This is a genomic window from Stygiolobus caldivivus (assembly GCF_019704315.1).
Lineage (GTDB): Archaea > Thermoproteota > Thermoprotei_A > Sulfolobales > Sulfolobaceae > Stygiolobus > Stygiolobus caldivivus.
Genome location: NZ_AP024597.1, coordinates 1,404,033 through 1,419,331, shown reverse-complemented (window position 1 = coordinate 1,419,331; position 15,299 = coordinate 1,404,033). Strand labels below are relative to the sequence as shown.

Sequence of the window (15,299 nt, the reverse complement as noted above, 5' to 3'; positions counted from 1 at the left end):
GTGAGTTGTTTGCAGGTGTCTTTATACGGTGCTTTTCCCGGGTGTAATAATTAGGTACTTTTACGGGTTTGCATGTGTTTCACAAGTGTCTTTATTTCCTGCTGTCGACCCGGTTGAGTAATAAAGGGTGACCTTACTGTCGTTTACTTAGAGTGTACACTTTGGGGTGGAGGTGGGGAGGAAGTAGAGAGTAACTGAGGGGCGGGTCTTAGAGGACTTTATCAGGCGGTCACCTTGTGCGGTTTACCGGGGATGAGTACGTAGGACTACCAATATTCTCTACACCTTTATACGTTTTGTAAACGAGAGAGGTGAACTGTCCTTAAACACGTCTTCCTATACGGGGGCTTAGGGTCAACCTGTTAAGGGACATAAGTCCGACTTTAAAAAGGACTTAACGCCCTTTTCCCCAAGCTGAGTCGTGGTCAACCGGAGCCCGTTAACGGGGTTATCGGAGGGGCGGGGGGGGGGGGACACAGCCTCCGGTATAGGAAAGTAGTAGGGGCTTAGAGCTTGCAGAGGACACGCGGATGTCGGGGAGGTAGAGTTCGCCGGTTTCCCCTCGTCTGTATACACACCGAAATAACTGACTCAGTAGGGGGGTAAGGGCAAAACGGTGCGGTCACTGGTGGGGGTAAAGGGCTCACCTTTAATCCTTTAGCTTAGTCTAATTATGAAAGCGTTAACAGCTCGAGGTCTCCATACCCCCTTTTATCCTTAGGAAGTCCTTGTCTCTAGTTACGAGGGTCAAGTCCCTATTAATAGCTTGAGAAGCTATCAGGATGTCAAAAGACCCTACTAGTACCCCTTTGTCCCTCAACCTTTTATAGGCCCTTGAGGCCGTCAGGGAGTCCTTTAGGGTGACGTTTAAAATTTTAAACGCGGACAAAAAAACTTGGTATTGTATTTTCATCAGTTTTACCTAATAATACTTCGTATGCGCTTAACGAGCTGACGTAAAAGTCCTCAGCCTTGTCCACGATTTCCTTTACTTCTTTGTCCCCCTTTAAGTACTCAATAATTGCCGAGCTTTCTAGCAATACTTTCATCAGTCCTCTTCCTCATTTCCTCAATTTCCTCAGCTAACTCCCTCGCTTCTCCCTCATTAAGGGATCCAAAGTACTTTTCAGCCTTTTTCCTCCTCACACTTAATGACTCCTCTATTAATTCTTCAATTACTTCACTAAAAGCTTTTATCACCTTTGACCTCGAGTAATTTCTCATATACGTCGTCCCTGATCATTAGGGTTTTCATATATATCATGTATACATACTATAGGTGATAAGCTCAGCAGTGAGTCCTCGGGAGGTGAAGCCTTGAGTATTTTCTCGGGTAAATGCCTTTTTCTGAGCCCATTTTCGTCTTACCTAACGCCTTTCCGTTGGCTACAGGTTTCGGTTACCAATTCAGGGCTATAATTGTCGAAAAATTCTCCTAAAGCGGAGTGGACTCCCTTTTTCCCCATTAAGCCCCCGGTTATATTAGGGTTAGTAATAATGGCAAATAACCTAAAATTCACTCCTCCTATTCCCCTGTCACCTCTGCCCTTTACAACCTGAGGGTAACATTATTGGAGGGTTTTCCAGTATGCCTTTAAAAAGGTCAAATAACGCCCTCCCCCCGCAAACTTAATGGACTGGGGCTCTACTGAGAATTCTCCTCCCGGGAGTAAGGTCCAGGTTGACGGGCTTGGGGGTCTAGGGCTGTCATTAGAAGTTTTAGAGAATATTCTTCAAAAACAGTGAAGTCTTTGCCTTAATGTCAGCGGTGATCGGCGGTTTACATCTAGAGTTAGAAAAAAGTCAGCTAAAGCAATTTTCAAGCTTGATATACTGTATGAATTTGTAGAAGCTATCTAGGTTCTTTAAAATGTCAAATTTAAGTTTGTCAGCATACTCGTCCAGCATATACTTTTCATACTGATAGTGTACCTTTAAATATCCTGCTGGATTAGGGTCGAGGTGCCTTGTCAAACTATATACTATCCAGTCCTCTATCTGATAGTCAAAAATAAGGAATTTTACTTTCTCACAATTATTTATTAGGTTCCTGAGCTTGTTCTCCTCCTCGTATACGTCCCTTCCATCAGCGTCCTTTGTTATTATATCACATAAAGTACATAATACCCTGACTATCTTGACGAGTTTATCATAATGGCTTCCCCTATATGTAGTATAAGGAGCACCGTATTATACACTTCGAGGTCAGACGCTCTACAGTAGTCAGACGCTCTACAGTAGTGTTTCAGCCTGTATATTATTTTCCTCAAAAAAACATAACCGTAAGTGTCCTCAGAGACGATACACACCTTCACCTAAATCGCACCGTAGAAATATGCGTCACTTAAGGTAATCCCGTTCTTGACCAGGAATTCCTTTAACTCCCCGTCTTTTTTATTGACCTTCCTGACTTTAGTAGACAGACCTACTCTCGATACTAACACTAGGTCTGAAGGGTTGACTAAGTCGATGACTGCTGGTGAGTGTGTCGAAAGTATTATTTGTGTGCCGTCAGAGAAATAACCGAAAACATCGAGGAGCCTTTCGATGTACTTCAGGTGAAGTGAGTCCTCGACTTCGTCTATGGCTAGGACTTTAGGTCTGAGTGCTAACGCGGTCATTATAGTGAGCATTTTTATAAGCCCGCTGGGGACTGACGGGGGAGGTACTAATACACCGTGGTCGTTAACATATAGTATAACGTTCCCCTCGTCAGACAGTTTAAATGAAATCGAGTACCCCTCTTCTTTAACATCGATATAGCCCGGGAGACCGCCTCCAGAGTATAGGTTGTGTAGGACCTTTACCATACCCCTCCCATTAATGTTTATCGCCGTGACCTCAGAAGCGTGGACCGGTGAAATTGCCTCATAGGGGTCTACACGTAAAACCATTATACCAGTCAAAAAGTCATATACTGAGTTTAACACCGTTACTTTATCTCTGGGTAGTTTAGCTAGGTTAACGAGGTTTAAAACACTATACCCTTCATTTAGTCCCTTATATCCCTCGTCGTTAATTACTACCTTGTCCTCGCTCCTTTCGAGGTACAAGCCCTTCGTCCTTAAGTTAAAGGACACGTCAAGGAGTGGGACAAGCTTTCAGGAAATGTAGGGCTTAAGAGGGGCGTGTTGGTAGAGAGGCGTTAAAGCTTTTGCTCTCCTCTTAGGGCGGACAAAATACCGAAGTACTCTCCCTTGCTCACCCCTTTTAGAAAAAACGCTTTACCCTCCCTTATTAATTTAGGTCTCCTGCAGTTATGGGACTCGACTTCTACGACAATTCGTTCCAGTTCTGGAGGAGGAAAAGTAGCCCCCGGTTATCTAACGTCTTAGACCCGTTCGCTTTGTCAAGCGAGTTGCACTTAAACGGAGACTTTACAGACCCTAACCCCCTTTTCCGGGCTTTGCTTAGGGAAATATATAAGAATAAAGGAATAAAGGGGAGAAAAGAATGGGGAAGAGAAAAAGGAGAGGGAGAGGAAGACCTTTCAATAGGGTGTAATAGCGGGACAAATGAGGGTAGAATAAAGGTCAACTTTTGGAAAGTGAAATGCCCTTATTGTGGCGAAGAATTTCCGTACAAGAGAAAGAAAGTACTGAGGTGCCCTAAGTGCAACAACGTAGTAGGCAACGTGGGTTTCAAGACGTGGAACAGCAACCTCGAAAAGTTCTTGTACGGGGAGATATCGACTAACGAGCTTTTCGACTCACCTGTGACCCCGACTGCGGAAAACTATGAAAAGCTGAGGGACGTATTTTTAGACCCTGACATACCTAAGGCTAAGGTCGACTTCAAAAACGGCTTTGACTCAATTTATAAGTTGTTCTCACCTAACCAACTCCTAGTAATAAAGGACATAATTGAGCAAATTAGGGAAAGGGAAAAAGGAGAAATCCCGGTCTACGCCCTAGCTTTACTCGATTTTGTGACGTATAATTCCATGTTTTCCAGGTTTAAAAAAGGTAAGGTATTCCCGCTGTTTTCCCAAAAAACACCCGTAACGGAGGAATGGGTAGAACTGTCACAAAGCCATTTCTGCATGTCCTTAGAGAAAGTGTTAGGACGTATAGGGGAAAAAAGGGACGAAAGCCCTGGAGTCATAGCCTCCCACCCGTTCACGCTGGACATGGACGCCCTCTATAACATCGAATTTTTCTTTTACGAGTGGGTCAAGAGGCCCCTCAGTAACTCGAACGGCTATACCTTAACCCCCAGGTTGTTTAAGGACTACATATTCTCTTGCATAGATGAGGGGTGTGAAAGCTTTTATGAGAAAGAGTTCGAATTTTCAAGCCATATAGGGGGGTTTGACAGAGCAATATTTTATTTGGATAGGCTCGACCCCGGTTCCCTCGTTTACCTGGTCTCCTTAAGGGACTTCCACATCTCTGTAATAGGGGTTGAGGAGGGCCTTTTTAAAGTAGAGTTGGTAAAAGGGAGAAAAGGTGTAAAGCCTTTGTGGGAAATTTATACGAAAGTCAAGAAAGGAAACCGCGGTACCTACCTCGACGTGCTCAGCATGGCTTTGAGGGAATTGACCAGCTACGAGAAAGTCCTGGGGGTAAGCAATGACGCCACTACGTTACTGGGCTACGCGTTAAAAATGTCGTCAGAGTTGGTGAGCGGGGAAAAACACACTAAAGTGGTCAGCTAGACCTGCTTAAGCACTCATAACCTAGCTGTCCTATATATTCGCACATCAGTGAAGGGGCTTCGGTGTGTATAGGGATTACTTTCTTTGGCCTTATGGTGTCAAGGATTTCTTTCAATTCATAGGGGTAATAATGCCCCGACATCCTGAGCCGGTATATAATGAAACCTAACATCTTTAACCAGTTGTCCTCAACACTCTCGTTCTCTTCACTTTCAGAAGGGGCTTCAGCGGATAGAGATATGACTACCGACCCTTTACCTAAGTTAGCCCTCCTAGCGAAGTCCAGTATATCACCTTTACTCGATAAAATTATGTATTGTGAAGGGCCCTTCTTTATCTCGTCCTCCAAAATTACGTTGAAGTTTAGTTCCTCGGTCCCGAGCTGATAAATATCAGTGTTTATTCCCGCCAGCTCTACCCAGACTTTGGCCATATTCGTCAGCCTCCTCCCTTCAACTACGGGGGTCCTGTTATACAGTTTTGAAATTTCTAACATGCTTAGGATCGCTTCAGCGTCTAAAGAGTCCACTGACACGAGTATCAACGAGTTTGAGTGGATTTTAAAAATGTTGAGGAGTTGTTCAATAAAATAATCAGAAGTGACCGGCATGTTATGGGAGGAAAAGTTCGTCCCCTCTATTATTAAGACGTCTGTGGACAACCCCTTTTCTTCGTATTCTTCTAACAGAGTTTTCTCGTGCAATTTTCTATGAGTTTCCCGGTTTAGGTTAATCAGCGGGGAAGAGAGCCTGAAGTCCCCCGTATAAAGGGCCCTTACGTCCCCGTTATCGTAGTAATATGACGTCGCGGGGTAAGCACTGTGCTCCACGTGTAGGGGTAATACGTTATCGTTATTTTTAATAGCACTAGATATTTCGACCCCGATAGGCGGAGAAACGTAAGTAGTCCAGTTATTAGCGGTCTTATAAGGGGTTATGAAAGAGTTGAATATTTCCTCATCGGGCACGTAGACTGTAGAGCCCATGGGTAAAGGGTGTAGTAACCCGAGGTGGTCCAAGTGGAAGTGGGATATAAACAAGTCAATTGGGTCGTCCAGTCTAGGTATTATACCTAACTTGACCATTTCGGAGTAACCAGCAGGGGAAATATTGTGGTTATAAAATTTTTTAAACTTGGAAAACCTGACCCCTTGGTCAAAAACGGCCCTCCTGTCCTTGTCTTCCATTACTATGCAGTTCCCCCCGATCTCACCATACCCTTGCAGGACTTTTATTTTCAGGTTGTTATACACGAACTCAACCATTTCTAACGCCCACTAACGCACCGTTTGAATAAGTATAGACCCAATACTGTTTATCCCTGTTGAAAACTTCCTTAGGGCTTACGATCCTGATGTACCTGACTTCTCCTTTCCCTTCTAGTCTGTAAACTCCTTGTGTTTCGGTGACCGTGCCTTTTTTCTTAAGCCCATCGAGAGATTTATTCAAGTAATCGGTTTCGTTATTGTTAACCCCTATAACCCCTCCCCTTATATCGACCTTTACGTCTATCTCGTCTATATTGTTAGGTAACCACTTGTCCCTCCCCCTCAATTGCCTGTACTTCGTATAATTTTCTAATAATTTAAATATTCTAGACTTTATATTCCTTATTACTAAATGGTTATTAATTTCTCTTGTTATGTAGACTTCGTCAGGGTAAACTTTTCTACAGTTCATAGTCAGGGGCAAGATTTCGGCGAAAAACTTGCTCATTGGGACTTCTCGAGAACTCGAATCAATTATGTAAGGGACGTCCACAGTTTCCTTCCCGTTTATGAGGACTTTAGCGTTAGCTACATATACGTTGTAGTCCAAGGCGTCACAAATAACGAAAGATTCACCTTCTTTTGTAACGTGAGAGATTATTTGCTCTATAGTATCGATCATTTTACCTATCCTTGAAGGGTCGTAACCGTCTATTACTCCCCCGCTGTAAAAGATTTTACCGTTTTCTACCCTCCCGTTTACCTTCTTTAAAAGCTCTCCTAAAAACGTCTGTAATACCGACCTTAACTCCGACCTGTTGGTAAACCCCGCTATTTTCCTCACGGTATCGATTTCTACTACAGCAGCCCCTTGTAACGAGTCGTAAAGCGCGAACTTTTTCATCGTCTCTTTTAATATCCTTATCCTCTTGAGCATGGTCTCGACGACACCGTTAACGTTACCTTGGAGTACGGATTCCCATATTTTGATAGAAGTTATTTGCTCCTCTTTCTTTTGGGGGTCGTTATAAGCTAAATAAACCGGTATGGGTTCCTTGTCTTGGGTCAAATTGAACACTTTGTTTACCTTCCCTGTCTTGTATACTACGGCGTCAGCCACGTTTACTTCAGCACCAGTCCCCTTTGTAATTTCTAAGAGTTTGTTATAGTAATTGTTCAAGATGCTTTGTTCAATTTCCGTATTTAGTGCTAGGTAATAAATATAGACCGGCTTGTTTTGTTTCAGCCTCCATACCCTACCGTTCCTCTGTTCAAACCTCACTATGCTCAACGGGAGCTCGTAGTGGATAAGGACGTTCGCTGACTGCAAGTTCAGCCCTTCAGAAGCCACGTCGGTAGCTACCATTACCTTCGCCCCGCCTTTTTCGAGCCAACCCTTCACCCTCTCTATCCCTTCCTTAGCTAACGTATCACTTGTGACGACTTTAATCGAACCTTCAGGTACGCGGAGTTCCTCTTTAAACTTATTATAAATGTACTCTGCAGTGTCCTTATATTCCGTGAACACGATCACCTTGTCCCCTCTGTCTAAGTGGGACTTAGTTAACTCTGCTACTGCTTTTACCCTGCTGTCACTACTCATCACACTCTCAGCCAACTTTATTAAGTCATGAATGTTACCCTCAAACTTTTGCAGGAACTCATGCCCTAATTTCTCTAAGTATTCGCTACTCAATTGGGCTAACTTGTTGGCTAATTCGTCCGGTTCGCTGTCTTCCTCGACTTCCTCTTCTTCAGCGTACTCCTCGGCTTGGTCTAATACGTCCTCTTCATACAAGTAAGCCGCCCTTTTTTCCAGCATCCTCTTAAAGGTCAGCAGACCCGCGTAAGGGCTGGAAAGAGACCTCCGCCCTATCATAAAGGACAAGAGCGGCAACCCTTTGGGGCTTTTCCCTATTTTATTGTAGTATTCTCTCAATATAGTAAGAGTTAAGTCCCTGATTTTCTCGTAGTATTTCAACTCGTCTGTTGTAGGCTCGACCAAATATTGGATAAAAATAGCGTCGGGGAATATCTTTTCCTTCTCATAAACCTTGTTTACATTGTCCTTATTCCTCTTCTGGACTATCGCCCTGACGCTCGTCCTAAGCAAGTTATCGTCGGCTTCCCTTAAATAAGGGTCGATTAAGTTTAACCTCTTCAAATAGTCGTTGTCATTACCCCTATGGGGAGTCGCGGATAAACCTAGAAAGTTCGCATCCTGGTTTTTACCGCTAATTTCTGCCATTGCCTTATACCTTAAGTTCTCCTTAGACCCCACGACTCCTACCTTATGTATTTCGTCAGCCACTACCAAGTCCCACTTGACTTCGAGGAACTTCTTCTTATGGTTCTCCTTCTTAACCGTGTCGACACTGACCACATAAATCCCATCAGCTTTTACATCGTCTTTCCCGCTATACTCATAAACTGGGAGGTCCCACTCCCTCCTAAACCTGTTGAGCTCGTAAACCCACTGCTTAATTAAAATCTTGGGGAGTACCAACAGGATTTTCCTCGCGTTCTTCTTCTTAATTAACTGGTCAATTACCATTATCCCTTCAATGGTCTTACCCAACCCTACGTCGTCGGCTATTAAGAAACGTACCGGCTCCCTGGGCAAAAGCCTATAAAACACTTCCGCTTGGTGGAGGTAAGGTTCGTAGTCCCCGGAAGTCAATAAAGGGTACCTGAAGAAAGGGTGGTTTTTCTCCAACTCGTCAAATACGAATTTAACGAATTTTAGGTCATAACTCATAGAGGTCCCTGAAAGACCTTCCTACTTTATACGTGTCTACTATATTATTTCTGGTGGAATACCTCGAGACAAACTCAGTATACCAGAACTGCAAGCTGAACTCCTCTAAGGATAACAATACTTTTGCAATGGAGACCAACCTCGAGCGGTTAGCTACCCTTATAGTTTGCCTGACCCCTCCGTATATTATAGCCATCTTAAACAGCCTCTCGCTATCCGTGCTGATAGTTTTCCTAGTTTTGTTGAATTTAATATCCGTCCTGGACAGCAGTACCTCGTCTAACTCCGAAATGCTCAGTGATGCTCTAAATACCTTAAAGCTTTCTTTATTTTGCGTGAGTCGATAGTAATGTGACCTCGGTTTCCCTTCACTCGAACTTTCCCTAATTACGTACAAGCCTAGCACACCTTGGTCCAAGCTATAATCGCGTTTTTAGAAATTAAGTCTATAATTTTTTTCTTGTCTTTTTCGTCTAGAGGCTTGGGGTCGTTAACTTTTACTGTTACCTTGCCAGAAATTGTGTACTTGGTCAGACCTATAAGGACTGTCTGTCGGTTTAGGAATTCTATGAACTCATTTAATTTCATGTCTTTGGGCCTAATCAACACCGATACCCTACTAGGGTCTTCGACAGTTACTTCCCCTTCTACGAATTTAACCCCCGGGACTACCCTTAACTGGTCTAATATGCTCAAAATGTTTTTCATATCGGTTATGTCTACTTTGAATATTACCGGGCTAGTAGAGTCTCTAGGGTCTAAAACCTTCTCGCACTGTTCCACGACCTGAACTAGTTCTACTGGTATCTGGGCTTTTACGGTCTTATTATCGTATTTAGCAGTGACCACTATCGGTTGACCGTCCTCTACACTCGCTGTTAGGATAGCGTCAAATGGAGGGGCCCCGCTGGTCTGAGATAGGCTCCCCTTACTCGCCTCAAGATAAACTTCTTTATCGAACTTACCTACCTTACTTACCCTAATTTTAACGGACACCGTGTCTCCTGCCTTAGCCTTAATTACCCTTGGCTCTAGCTCGATGTCCACACCGCTTTCGATTACTTCTTCTTTCTTCCTCAGTTTACCGTTAATAAATATGTCGAACCAGTTTTCCCTGTCCCTCAGTTCTTTAAGCGGTATCTCCTCTTCGTCAGTGGCAACTACATAATATGTCTTGTGTATCTTACCGTCTTCTTCAAACTCTTTCTCTTGCTCAAGTAAGCTGTCGATTTGCTTATCAGCAGCTACTCTTGCAGGTAAGACCGTAGTAGAATTATCTATTAAAGAATTACTGTATTCCACCGTACTCCCTTCTTCAGCTTTAAAGTAAATCTTGCTCCCGGAGAGGACCCCTATGGAATAGGACTTAAGGCCGGAAACTATTGCGGACTTTAATGCTTCATCACTTGCCCATGGTAACATGGGGTTAGTATAAAACATCTGACGTAGTTGTGGATAAGAGATCGTGGTGTCCCTTATGTTTATGTTAGTTTGTTCCAAGTAGTAAGCTAAAGTGTCAAAGTCCATGTCGTTTTCCCTAATAATTTTATTTTCGTTCCTCATAGTTTCCTCAGCGTTTTCAAGTAGCGTCTTTCCAGTAGTAGATAAAGTGACTATTTGGACGTCATTCATCTTGTCGGGGTATGCTACCCTGTCATAATAGTTGAATATCTGGTTATAAATACTGTTCTGCACTCTCGATAGGAAATCAGTGAGCATCTTCTTAGCTATATTTTTACTCACTTCGTCAGAATAATATTTAGACACATCAGTGTCTCTACACGATATATACTCTTTAGTTTGCTCTATCAACTTCTCCTTGCCGTTGCCCGTTAAAGAGAACATTAAAGCTAAAGAGTTAGCGTTCTTCCTAGGGGAAATTGATGACTTGCCCGACGGTACGTTGTAAATAAACCTTTTTATTTCGTCGTAGTAATCGCTTTCTTTTACGTCCTGGGAACTACAGCCATCACATAAAGGCTTCCACAATATTACCAAATTATATGTTTCTTCATCAACGTCAACTAAATGTTCAATACTGTCTACTATGTGGAACTTTTTGATAATCCCCTTGTAGACTTCTTTCTTAGACCTCTTTTCTATGGCATCTATCGGTGTTTCCGCTAGGTTCCCTATCATATCCTTAATTACGGTTACCGCATCCGCATCGAGCACCTTACTCTTTCCCCTCTTGCATATAGTGATCGGGTCTAAGAAAGAGGTAAACCAGTACTTGTCCTCTGAATAAATTAAATATGGGACTATCTTATCGACGTTTTTCCCTCCGCTCGTCATATCGGCGAGTTTAGTCTTAACCTCAGCCGGAGTTAAGGAAATGTCTTCCAGATATAATGGGTCTAAAACCGATGTCACTACTTTTTTGCTGTCAGGCAAAGCATTCCTTAGTTGTCCCGGATCTAAGCCCAGTTTGAACATATAAGTTGATAAAAAGATGTAATTAGCCATACTAAAGTAAATTGAAAGACCTTTAGTCACATTCTTAATTGAATCTACTACCTTGTCGAAATCTGTATAATTTTTAAGTAAAAGTACTTTAAACTGTTCATTCCTAATATCAATATCTGACGGTAAAATTAAACTCCTTTTAGGCTTATCATTCCAAAGCAACCTTACGACCATCCTGCTAAGCCTTATCCCATCCCTAGTACCTTGAAGTCCGGTTTCTTCAAGAAGTAGTTTTAATAACTCTAAATAATACGGATGGAACGGGTAAGCGTCATCAAAGTTCTCGATACTCTCTTGGTCTACATAATCCTTGAAATCCTCTAGGTACTTGGAATATTTACTTTTAACAAGAGGAATTATTTCCTCATTAATACTCTTAAATAACCTCTTTTTCAATACTTTTCCTAAGTCAACAGGGGTTTCTATTGGTGCCCTATATACTCTACCTATTCTCTCGATTTTCCTTGATAGCTCCTCTACTACGTTTTCATAACTTTTCTCAGCTTGAACTACACCGGTTTTCTCATAGTATTTGCCCGGGATTGTCACAACTATTACTACTGGCAGGTTAGCAGTCACTGACGCTAAGTTCTCAAAAAACAATAGACATTGAGTGTAGTATCTGTTATAGATTGTGTCCTTAACCCTAGATAAATACCATACTATTTCATCAAACAAAATTAAAACCTTCTCCCCTTCAAACACTTTTTCTAGGACGTCCTTCTGAGGTGCCATCAAGTCGTTATCGGCTTTTGCAATTATATCGTATTTACCCAGTTGTTTAGCTATGTATCCCCAAAGGGTCTTAACGTCTGAGGGTGTGTCTGGAGAAGGTGCAGTTGCTGAGTCTTTTCCTCCAACTACTATCACTTTAACTCCGCTCTCTACGTCTAAATTATACTTCTTCGCGATATCCGGGTTTTTGAAAGCGTGATAGAGCATAATTAAGGAGTGAGTCTTTCCTCCACCGAAGAAAGAGTACAGTGGTATAGTCATTCCTTTTCCTACTCTGAAAGACTCGGATATATCTCTTACCAAGTTTCTCATTGAATCCGTAAAATACGTTATAGCGAAAAATTCTTCAGGGTTCGTGTAAATGCTAGGTGCCGTGCCTTTATGTACGTCACTTAGTTCCGGTGCTACCTCGTCGTCGAATTTAGGGTTAAACACGTCTTCCCTCGGAATTACGTTCTGGTACAAAGAGAGGTCAGCCATTTAGCTCACCCACTTTTCAATCCCTTTTTCACAGCCCCCCACCATTTTACACGAAGGTCCATATTCGACGTCTTTTTCGTTAAGCACCTTAGTAAATATTTTTGCAACTGATAACGCCTCGTCTACAAAACGTGTCTTTTCTCTAAGTTTGTCGACCTCTTCTTTCAATTTATCAGGGTATTTCAACGCTATATACTCCAGATAGTGGAGGACTTGGACAGGGTTAGAGAAATTATAATCACCTGCGATTGCGGATTTAACGTGATTCAGCATTTCAAATGACCGTATTTTATCGTTTATGTCGTTTGCGTTTTCCGGCTCCATTAGGTAAATAGTGTCCTTTCCCGCTTTTATTATCTTATTCTGAAGGAGATCCTTTTTAGTAATATTACCCGATACGTTCAAGAATATTAAGGTATTCTTATCTAATTTTCTCACCGTCTTAGAGGGAGGGAGTAGTGCCTTGACTAAGACATAAAATACCGAGTACGGGTTTTCAACCCTAGCTCCGGTTCCCTTAGCCAACCCTTCAATCAAGGATTGAACAACAGTGGGAAAGACGTGGTTGGAGACTAAATCCTCTACAGCTTTCATACCTTCTCCTTTTAGTCCCAACAATTTTTCGTATTTAGTGAACTCCGATAAAACTTTTCCTAGGACTTCAATGTACGTGTCCAAAGATAATGACTTGATATTCGTAGATATCCAGTCTGAGATTGCTGAAATAACATTTTTCTTAACTTCTTGTATATGTTTCGTCCCTTCGGCCCTTTTCCTCCAGACGATTACTATTGACTTATCTAGCGAGACTGTACCTCTAGCATTTATCCTCGTCTCATCTTCAGTAGTTATCGCATAAGTTGTTGAAATTCTAAATTTTGAGTAGTACCAACCGGCATAAAGTAGTGATGTCCATGCTTTTGGCGAGGTGTGGTTATAAAAAGTTACTAAGACTCCCTCACCTTTCAGTAATTTACTAAGATTAGCAAAAGCTTGTGCTAACCTCTCTCTGAAATAATCATAAGTCCCCACACCGTTGCCAAATACCTTATTCCTCGCTTCATCAACCCCTATATCCTTAGGTACTAATTCCTCCCATTGTGTGTTATATGGGAATGGAAATACCTTTTTTAACCAGACGTAATAGAAGTCTCCTACTTCAGGGTATGGCACGTCATCAGCATATGGAGGGTCGGTAATTATAACATCAACTGGATCCAACCTTAAGTCACATACATCAGTCTGGAGGACTTCAACTTGTGAGTCGCTATCAGTTTGTATTAAGTATTCGAGTCCTTCATTCACATGTTCTAAGCTTTTGGAAAACGAACCTATTATGTTAGCTAAGGGAGAAATTTCAATCCAGTTCCACATAAAGCTGAATCTTGTAAGTGCAGTAGCTTCTCTGACAAATGTTCTAGTAGGGTGAACAGAAGTTAACATACAATTATACCGTATATGGTTTAGAAAAGCCAAAACTAAGTAAGTTATTACCGCCTTCTTATATTCATCATCTCCTTCTATTATATCTCTTAAGTAGCTAATCTTCTCAACGATCTTAGTAAGTATTATTAGTTGTCTAGCATTAAATAATTTATAAAATCTGTCTATCCCCCATGTTACAAAACGTAATGTCCCGTAAGGTGACGCTTTTTCCGTAGGTATTTTAGTTATATCTAATCCTCGTAATTTATCAAATGAGTCCCAAAACGCTTCTTCATCTTTTACGGTAATTTCCTCAAAGGTTAAATCCTTAGCTTTACCTTTGAACTTAACCAGGAGTGTGGGTCTTGCCCTTGAATTTCTCAACTCTTCTAGAGTTATCTCGCCGTTCATAAACTTCTCGTAATTTTCATTCCATTCATTAATAGCCTCCTTAACGTACCATTTCTTACTATCTTTAGGAAATACATTATTACAATGCAAACACCTAGCAAAACTCTTCTTAGCGTTGACATTACCCTGAGACACTCGGTATTCTTTTCCGTTTACTATTATCTTGTCCTTAGTCTTCTTAGCCCTTACACTTTTTACATTTAACTCCTTATTAAGGTCAATTACTTTAACACGGATCTGATTACCTTCTTTTACCGGTTCCATGTAGACTAATCTCCTAAAAGCACCTGACTTAACTTCACTCTCTTCTCCTTCCTCTTCTTCGTCGTTACTACTCCCTTCTTTTAACGCTAATAACCACCATTGGTTTACTAAAGGGGTATAATTCCCACAGTGAGGGCATTTTACTTCCCATGAACCCACGAAACCCGTCGTATCACCGTAAAGTTCTTTTACGTCTTCTTCTAAACTCTTAATCAGCTCGTTACCGTATCTTTCGATGTCTTTTAAGAGTTTCTCCCCGTATTTCGGGTAGTCTAGGACTGCTTTTAAAAACATGTAGGCTGTAGGCAGAAGTTCTGAAGCTATAACTTTACCCAACCCGAGCCTTTTTGCCTCTAATGGGATAGAACCGAAGCCCGCAAAGGGGTCTAACAACACGTAGTCTTTAAACACGTTGTTCGTAATGGGTTGGTACTTATGGGGGATGTCTTCGTTTAGCCTTATAATCCTCTTGTACTCTGTTATGTTAAAGCCCTCCGGTAGTAACGACGCCGCTATAAACGCCCTAGCTGAGACTAACGGTTTCCTAGTCCGCCAGAATACCATCCCCCAATAGGTAGGCCTACCTGAACCTTTCTCCTTTACAGCCTTCTCGTCAATTTCAGGGATAAGTGAGGAGAACTTGTCGCTCTCAATTAATCGTTTTTGCATGATAGTAAGAAAGAAGAGGATTTTATTAACTTTTCCTTTTTAAGTAAGAGTGTTGAGCGAAAGTTAAATAAACGGTCATGGGCTTAAACTCTAGATTTATACTGATAATAAGAAGAGAACAATAGGCTTATAGATAGCATTCGTGGACACCGCCTTACATTTCAAGCACTGAGTACGTATACGTGGTAAAGGGTTTTGGAGGCTTGTATTTTGTACCTAAACTCATC

The 15,299-nt window shown here is 41.9% G+C and carries 9 protein-coding genes and 1 pseudogene; 1 reads left to right on the top strand and 9 read right to left on the bottom strand.

Going from position 1 to position 15,299, the window contains the following annotated elements; all coding sequences use genetic code 11:
- Nucleotides 1-682: 682 nt before the first annotated feature.
- The 4 genes and pseudogenes from KN1_RS14730 to KN1_RS06670 form a co-directional block, all read right to left on the bottom strand.
- Entirely contained in the window at nucleotides 683-913 is a 231-nt protein-coding gene (locus KN1_RS14730; RefSeq protein ID WP_225905805.1) for a type II toxin-antitoxin system VapC family toxin, read from the bottom strand.
- A 101-nt stretch (nucleotides 914-1,014) separates the two neighbouring features.
- A pseudogene (locus KN1_RS15030) lies at nucleotides 1,015-1,255 on the bottom strand (antitoxin VapB family protein).
- 877 nt (nucleotides 1,256-2,132) lie between these two features.
- The gene (locus KN1_RS06675) at nucleotides 2,133-2,315 is read right to left on the bottom strand and encodes a hypothetical protein (protein ID WP_221290336.1); all 183 of its coding nucleotides are present in this window, start codon (nucleotides 2,313-2,315) and stop codon (nucleotides 2,133-2,135) included.
- Nucleotides 2,316-3,053 (bottom strand): AAA family ATPase, encoded by a 738-nt coding sequence (locus KN1_RS06670; RefSeq protein WP_221290335.1) that lies wholly within the window; start codon nucleotides 3,051-3,053, stop codon nucleotides 2,316-2,318.
- A 206-nt stretch (nucleotides 3,054-3,259) separates the two neighbouring features.
- Between KN1_RS06670 and KN1_RS06665 the strand changes: the two genes are divergently transcribed.
- A complete protein-coding gene (locus tag KN1_RS06665; protein WP_221290334.1) occupies nucleotides 3,260-4,657 on the top strand; it encodes a hypothetical protein in 1,398 nt (465 codons plus the stop codon).
- Here KN1_RS06665 and KN1_RS06660 read toward each other — a convergent pair.
- The 5 genes from KN1_RS06660 to KN1_RS06640 are packed head-to-tail and all read right to left on the bottom strand — an operon-like array spanning nucleotide 4,650 to nucleotide 15,072.
- A complete protein-coding gene (locus KN1_RS06660) occupies nucleotides 4,650-5,921 on the bottom strand; it encodes an MBL fold metallo-hydrolase RNA specificity domain-containing protein (protein ID WP_221290333.1) in 1,272 nt (423 codons plus the stop codon). The genes KN1_RS06665 and KN1_RS06660 overlap by 8 nt on opposite strands.
- A complete protein-coding gene (locus KN1_RS06655) occupies nucleotides 5,914-8,622 on the bottom strand; it encodes a DEAD/DEAH box helicase (RefSeq protein ID WP_221290330.1) in 2,709 nt (902 codons plus the stop codon). Before KN1_RS06655 ends, KN1_RS06660 begins: the two co-directional genes overlap by 8 nt.
- Nucleotides 8,612-9,019 carry a hypothetical protein gene (locus tag KN1_RS06650; RefSeq protein ID WP_221290327.1) on the bottom strand — a complete coding sequence of 136 codons (408 nt, stop codon included), beginning with the start codon at nucleotides 9,017-9,019 and terminating at the stop codon, nucleotides 8,612-8,614. Before KN1_RS06650 ends, KN1_RS06655 begins: the two co-directional genes overlap by 11 nt.
- Nucleotides 9,020-9,021: 2 nt before the next feature.
- Nucleotides 9,022-12,303: a DUF499 domain-containing protein gene (locus tag KN1_RS06645; RefSeq protein ID WP_221290325.1), complete on the bottom strand. Its 3,282-nt coding sequence runs from the start codon at nucleotides 12,301-12,303 to the stop codon at nucleotides 9,022-9,024.
- Nucleotides 12,304-15,072 carry a DUF1156 domain-containing protein gene (locus tag KN1_RS06640; protein WP_221290324.1) on the bottom strand — a complete coding sequence of 923 codons (2,769 nt, stop codon included), beginning with the start codon at nucleotides 15,070-15,072 and terminating at the stop codon, nucleotides 12,304-12,306.
- Nucleotides 15,073-15,299 lie beyond the last annotated feature (227 nt).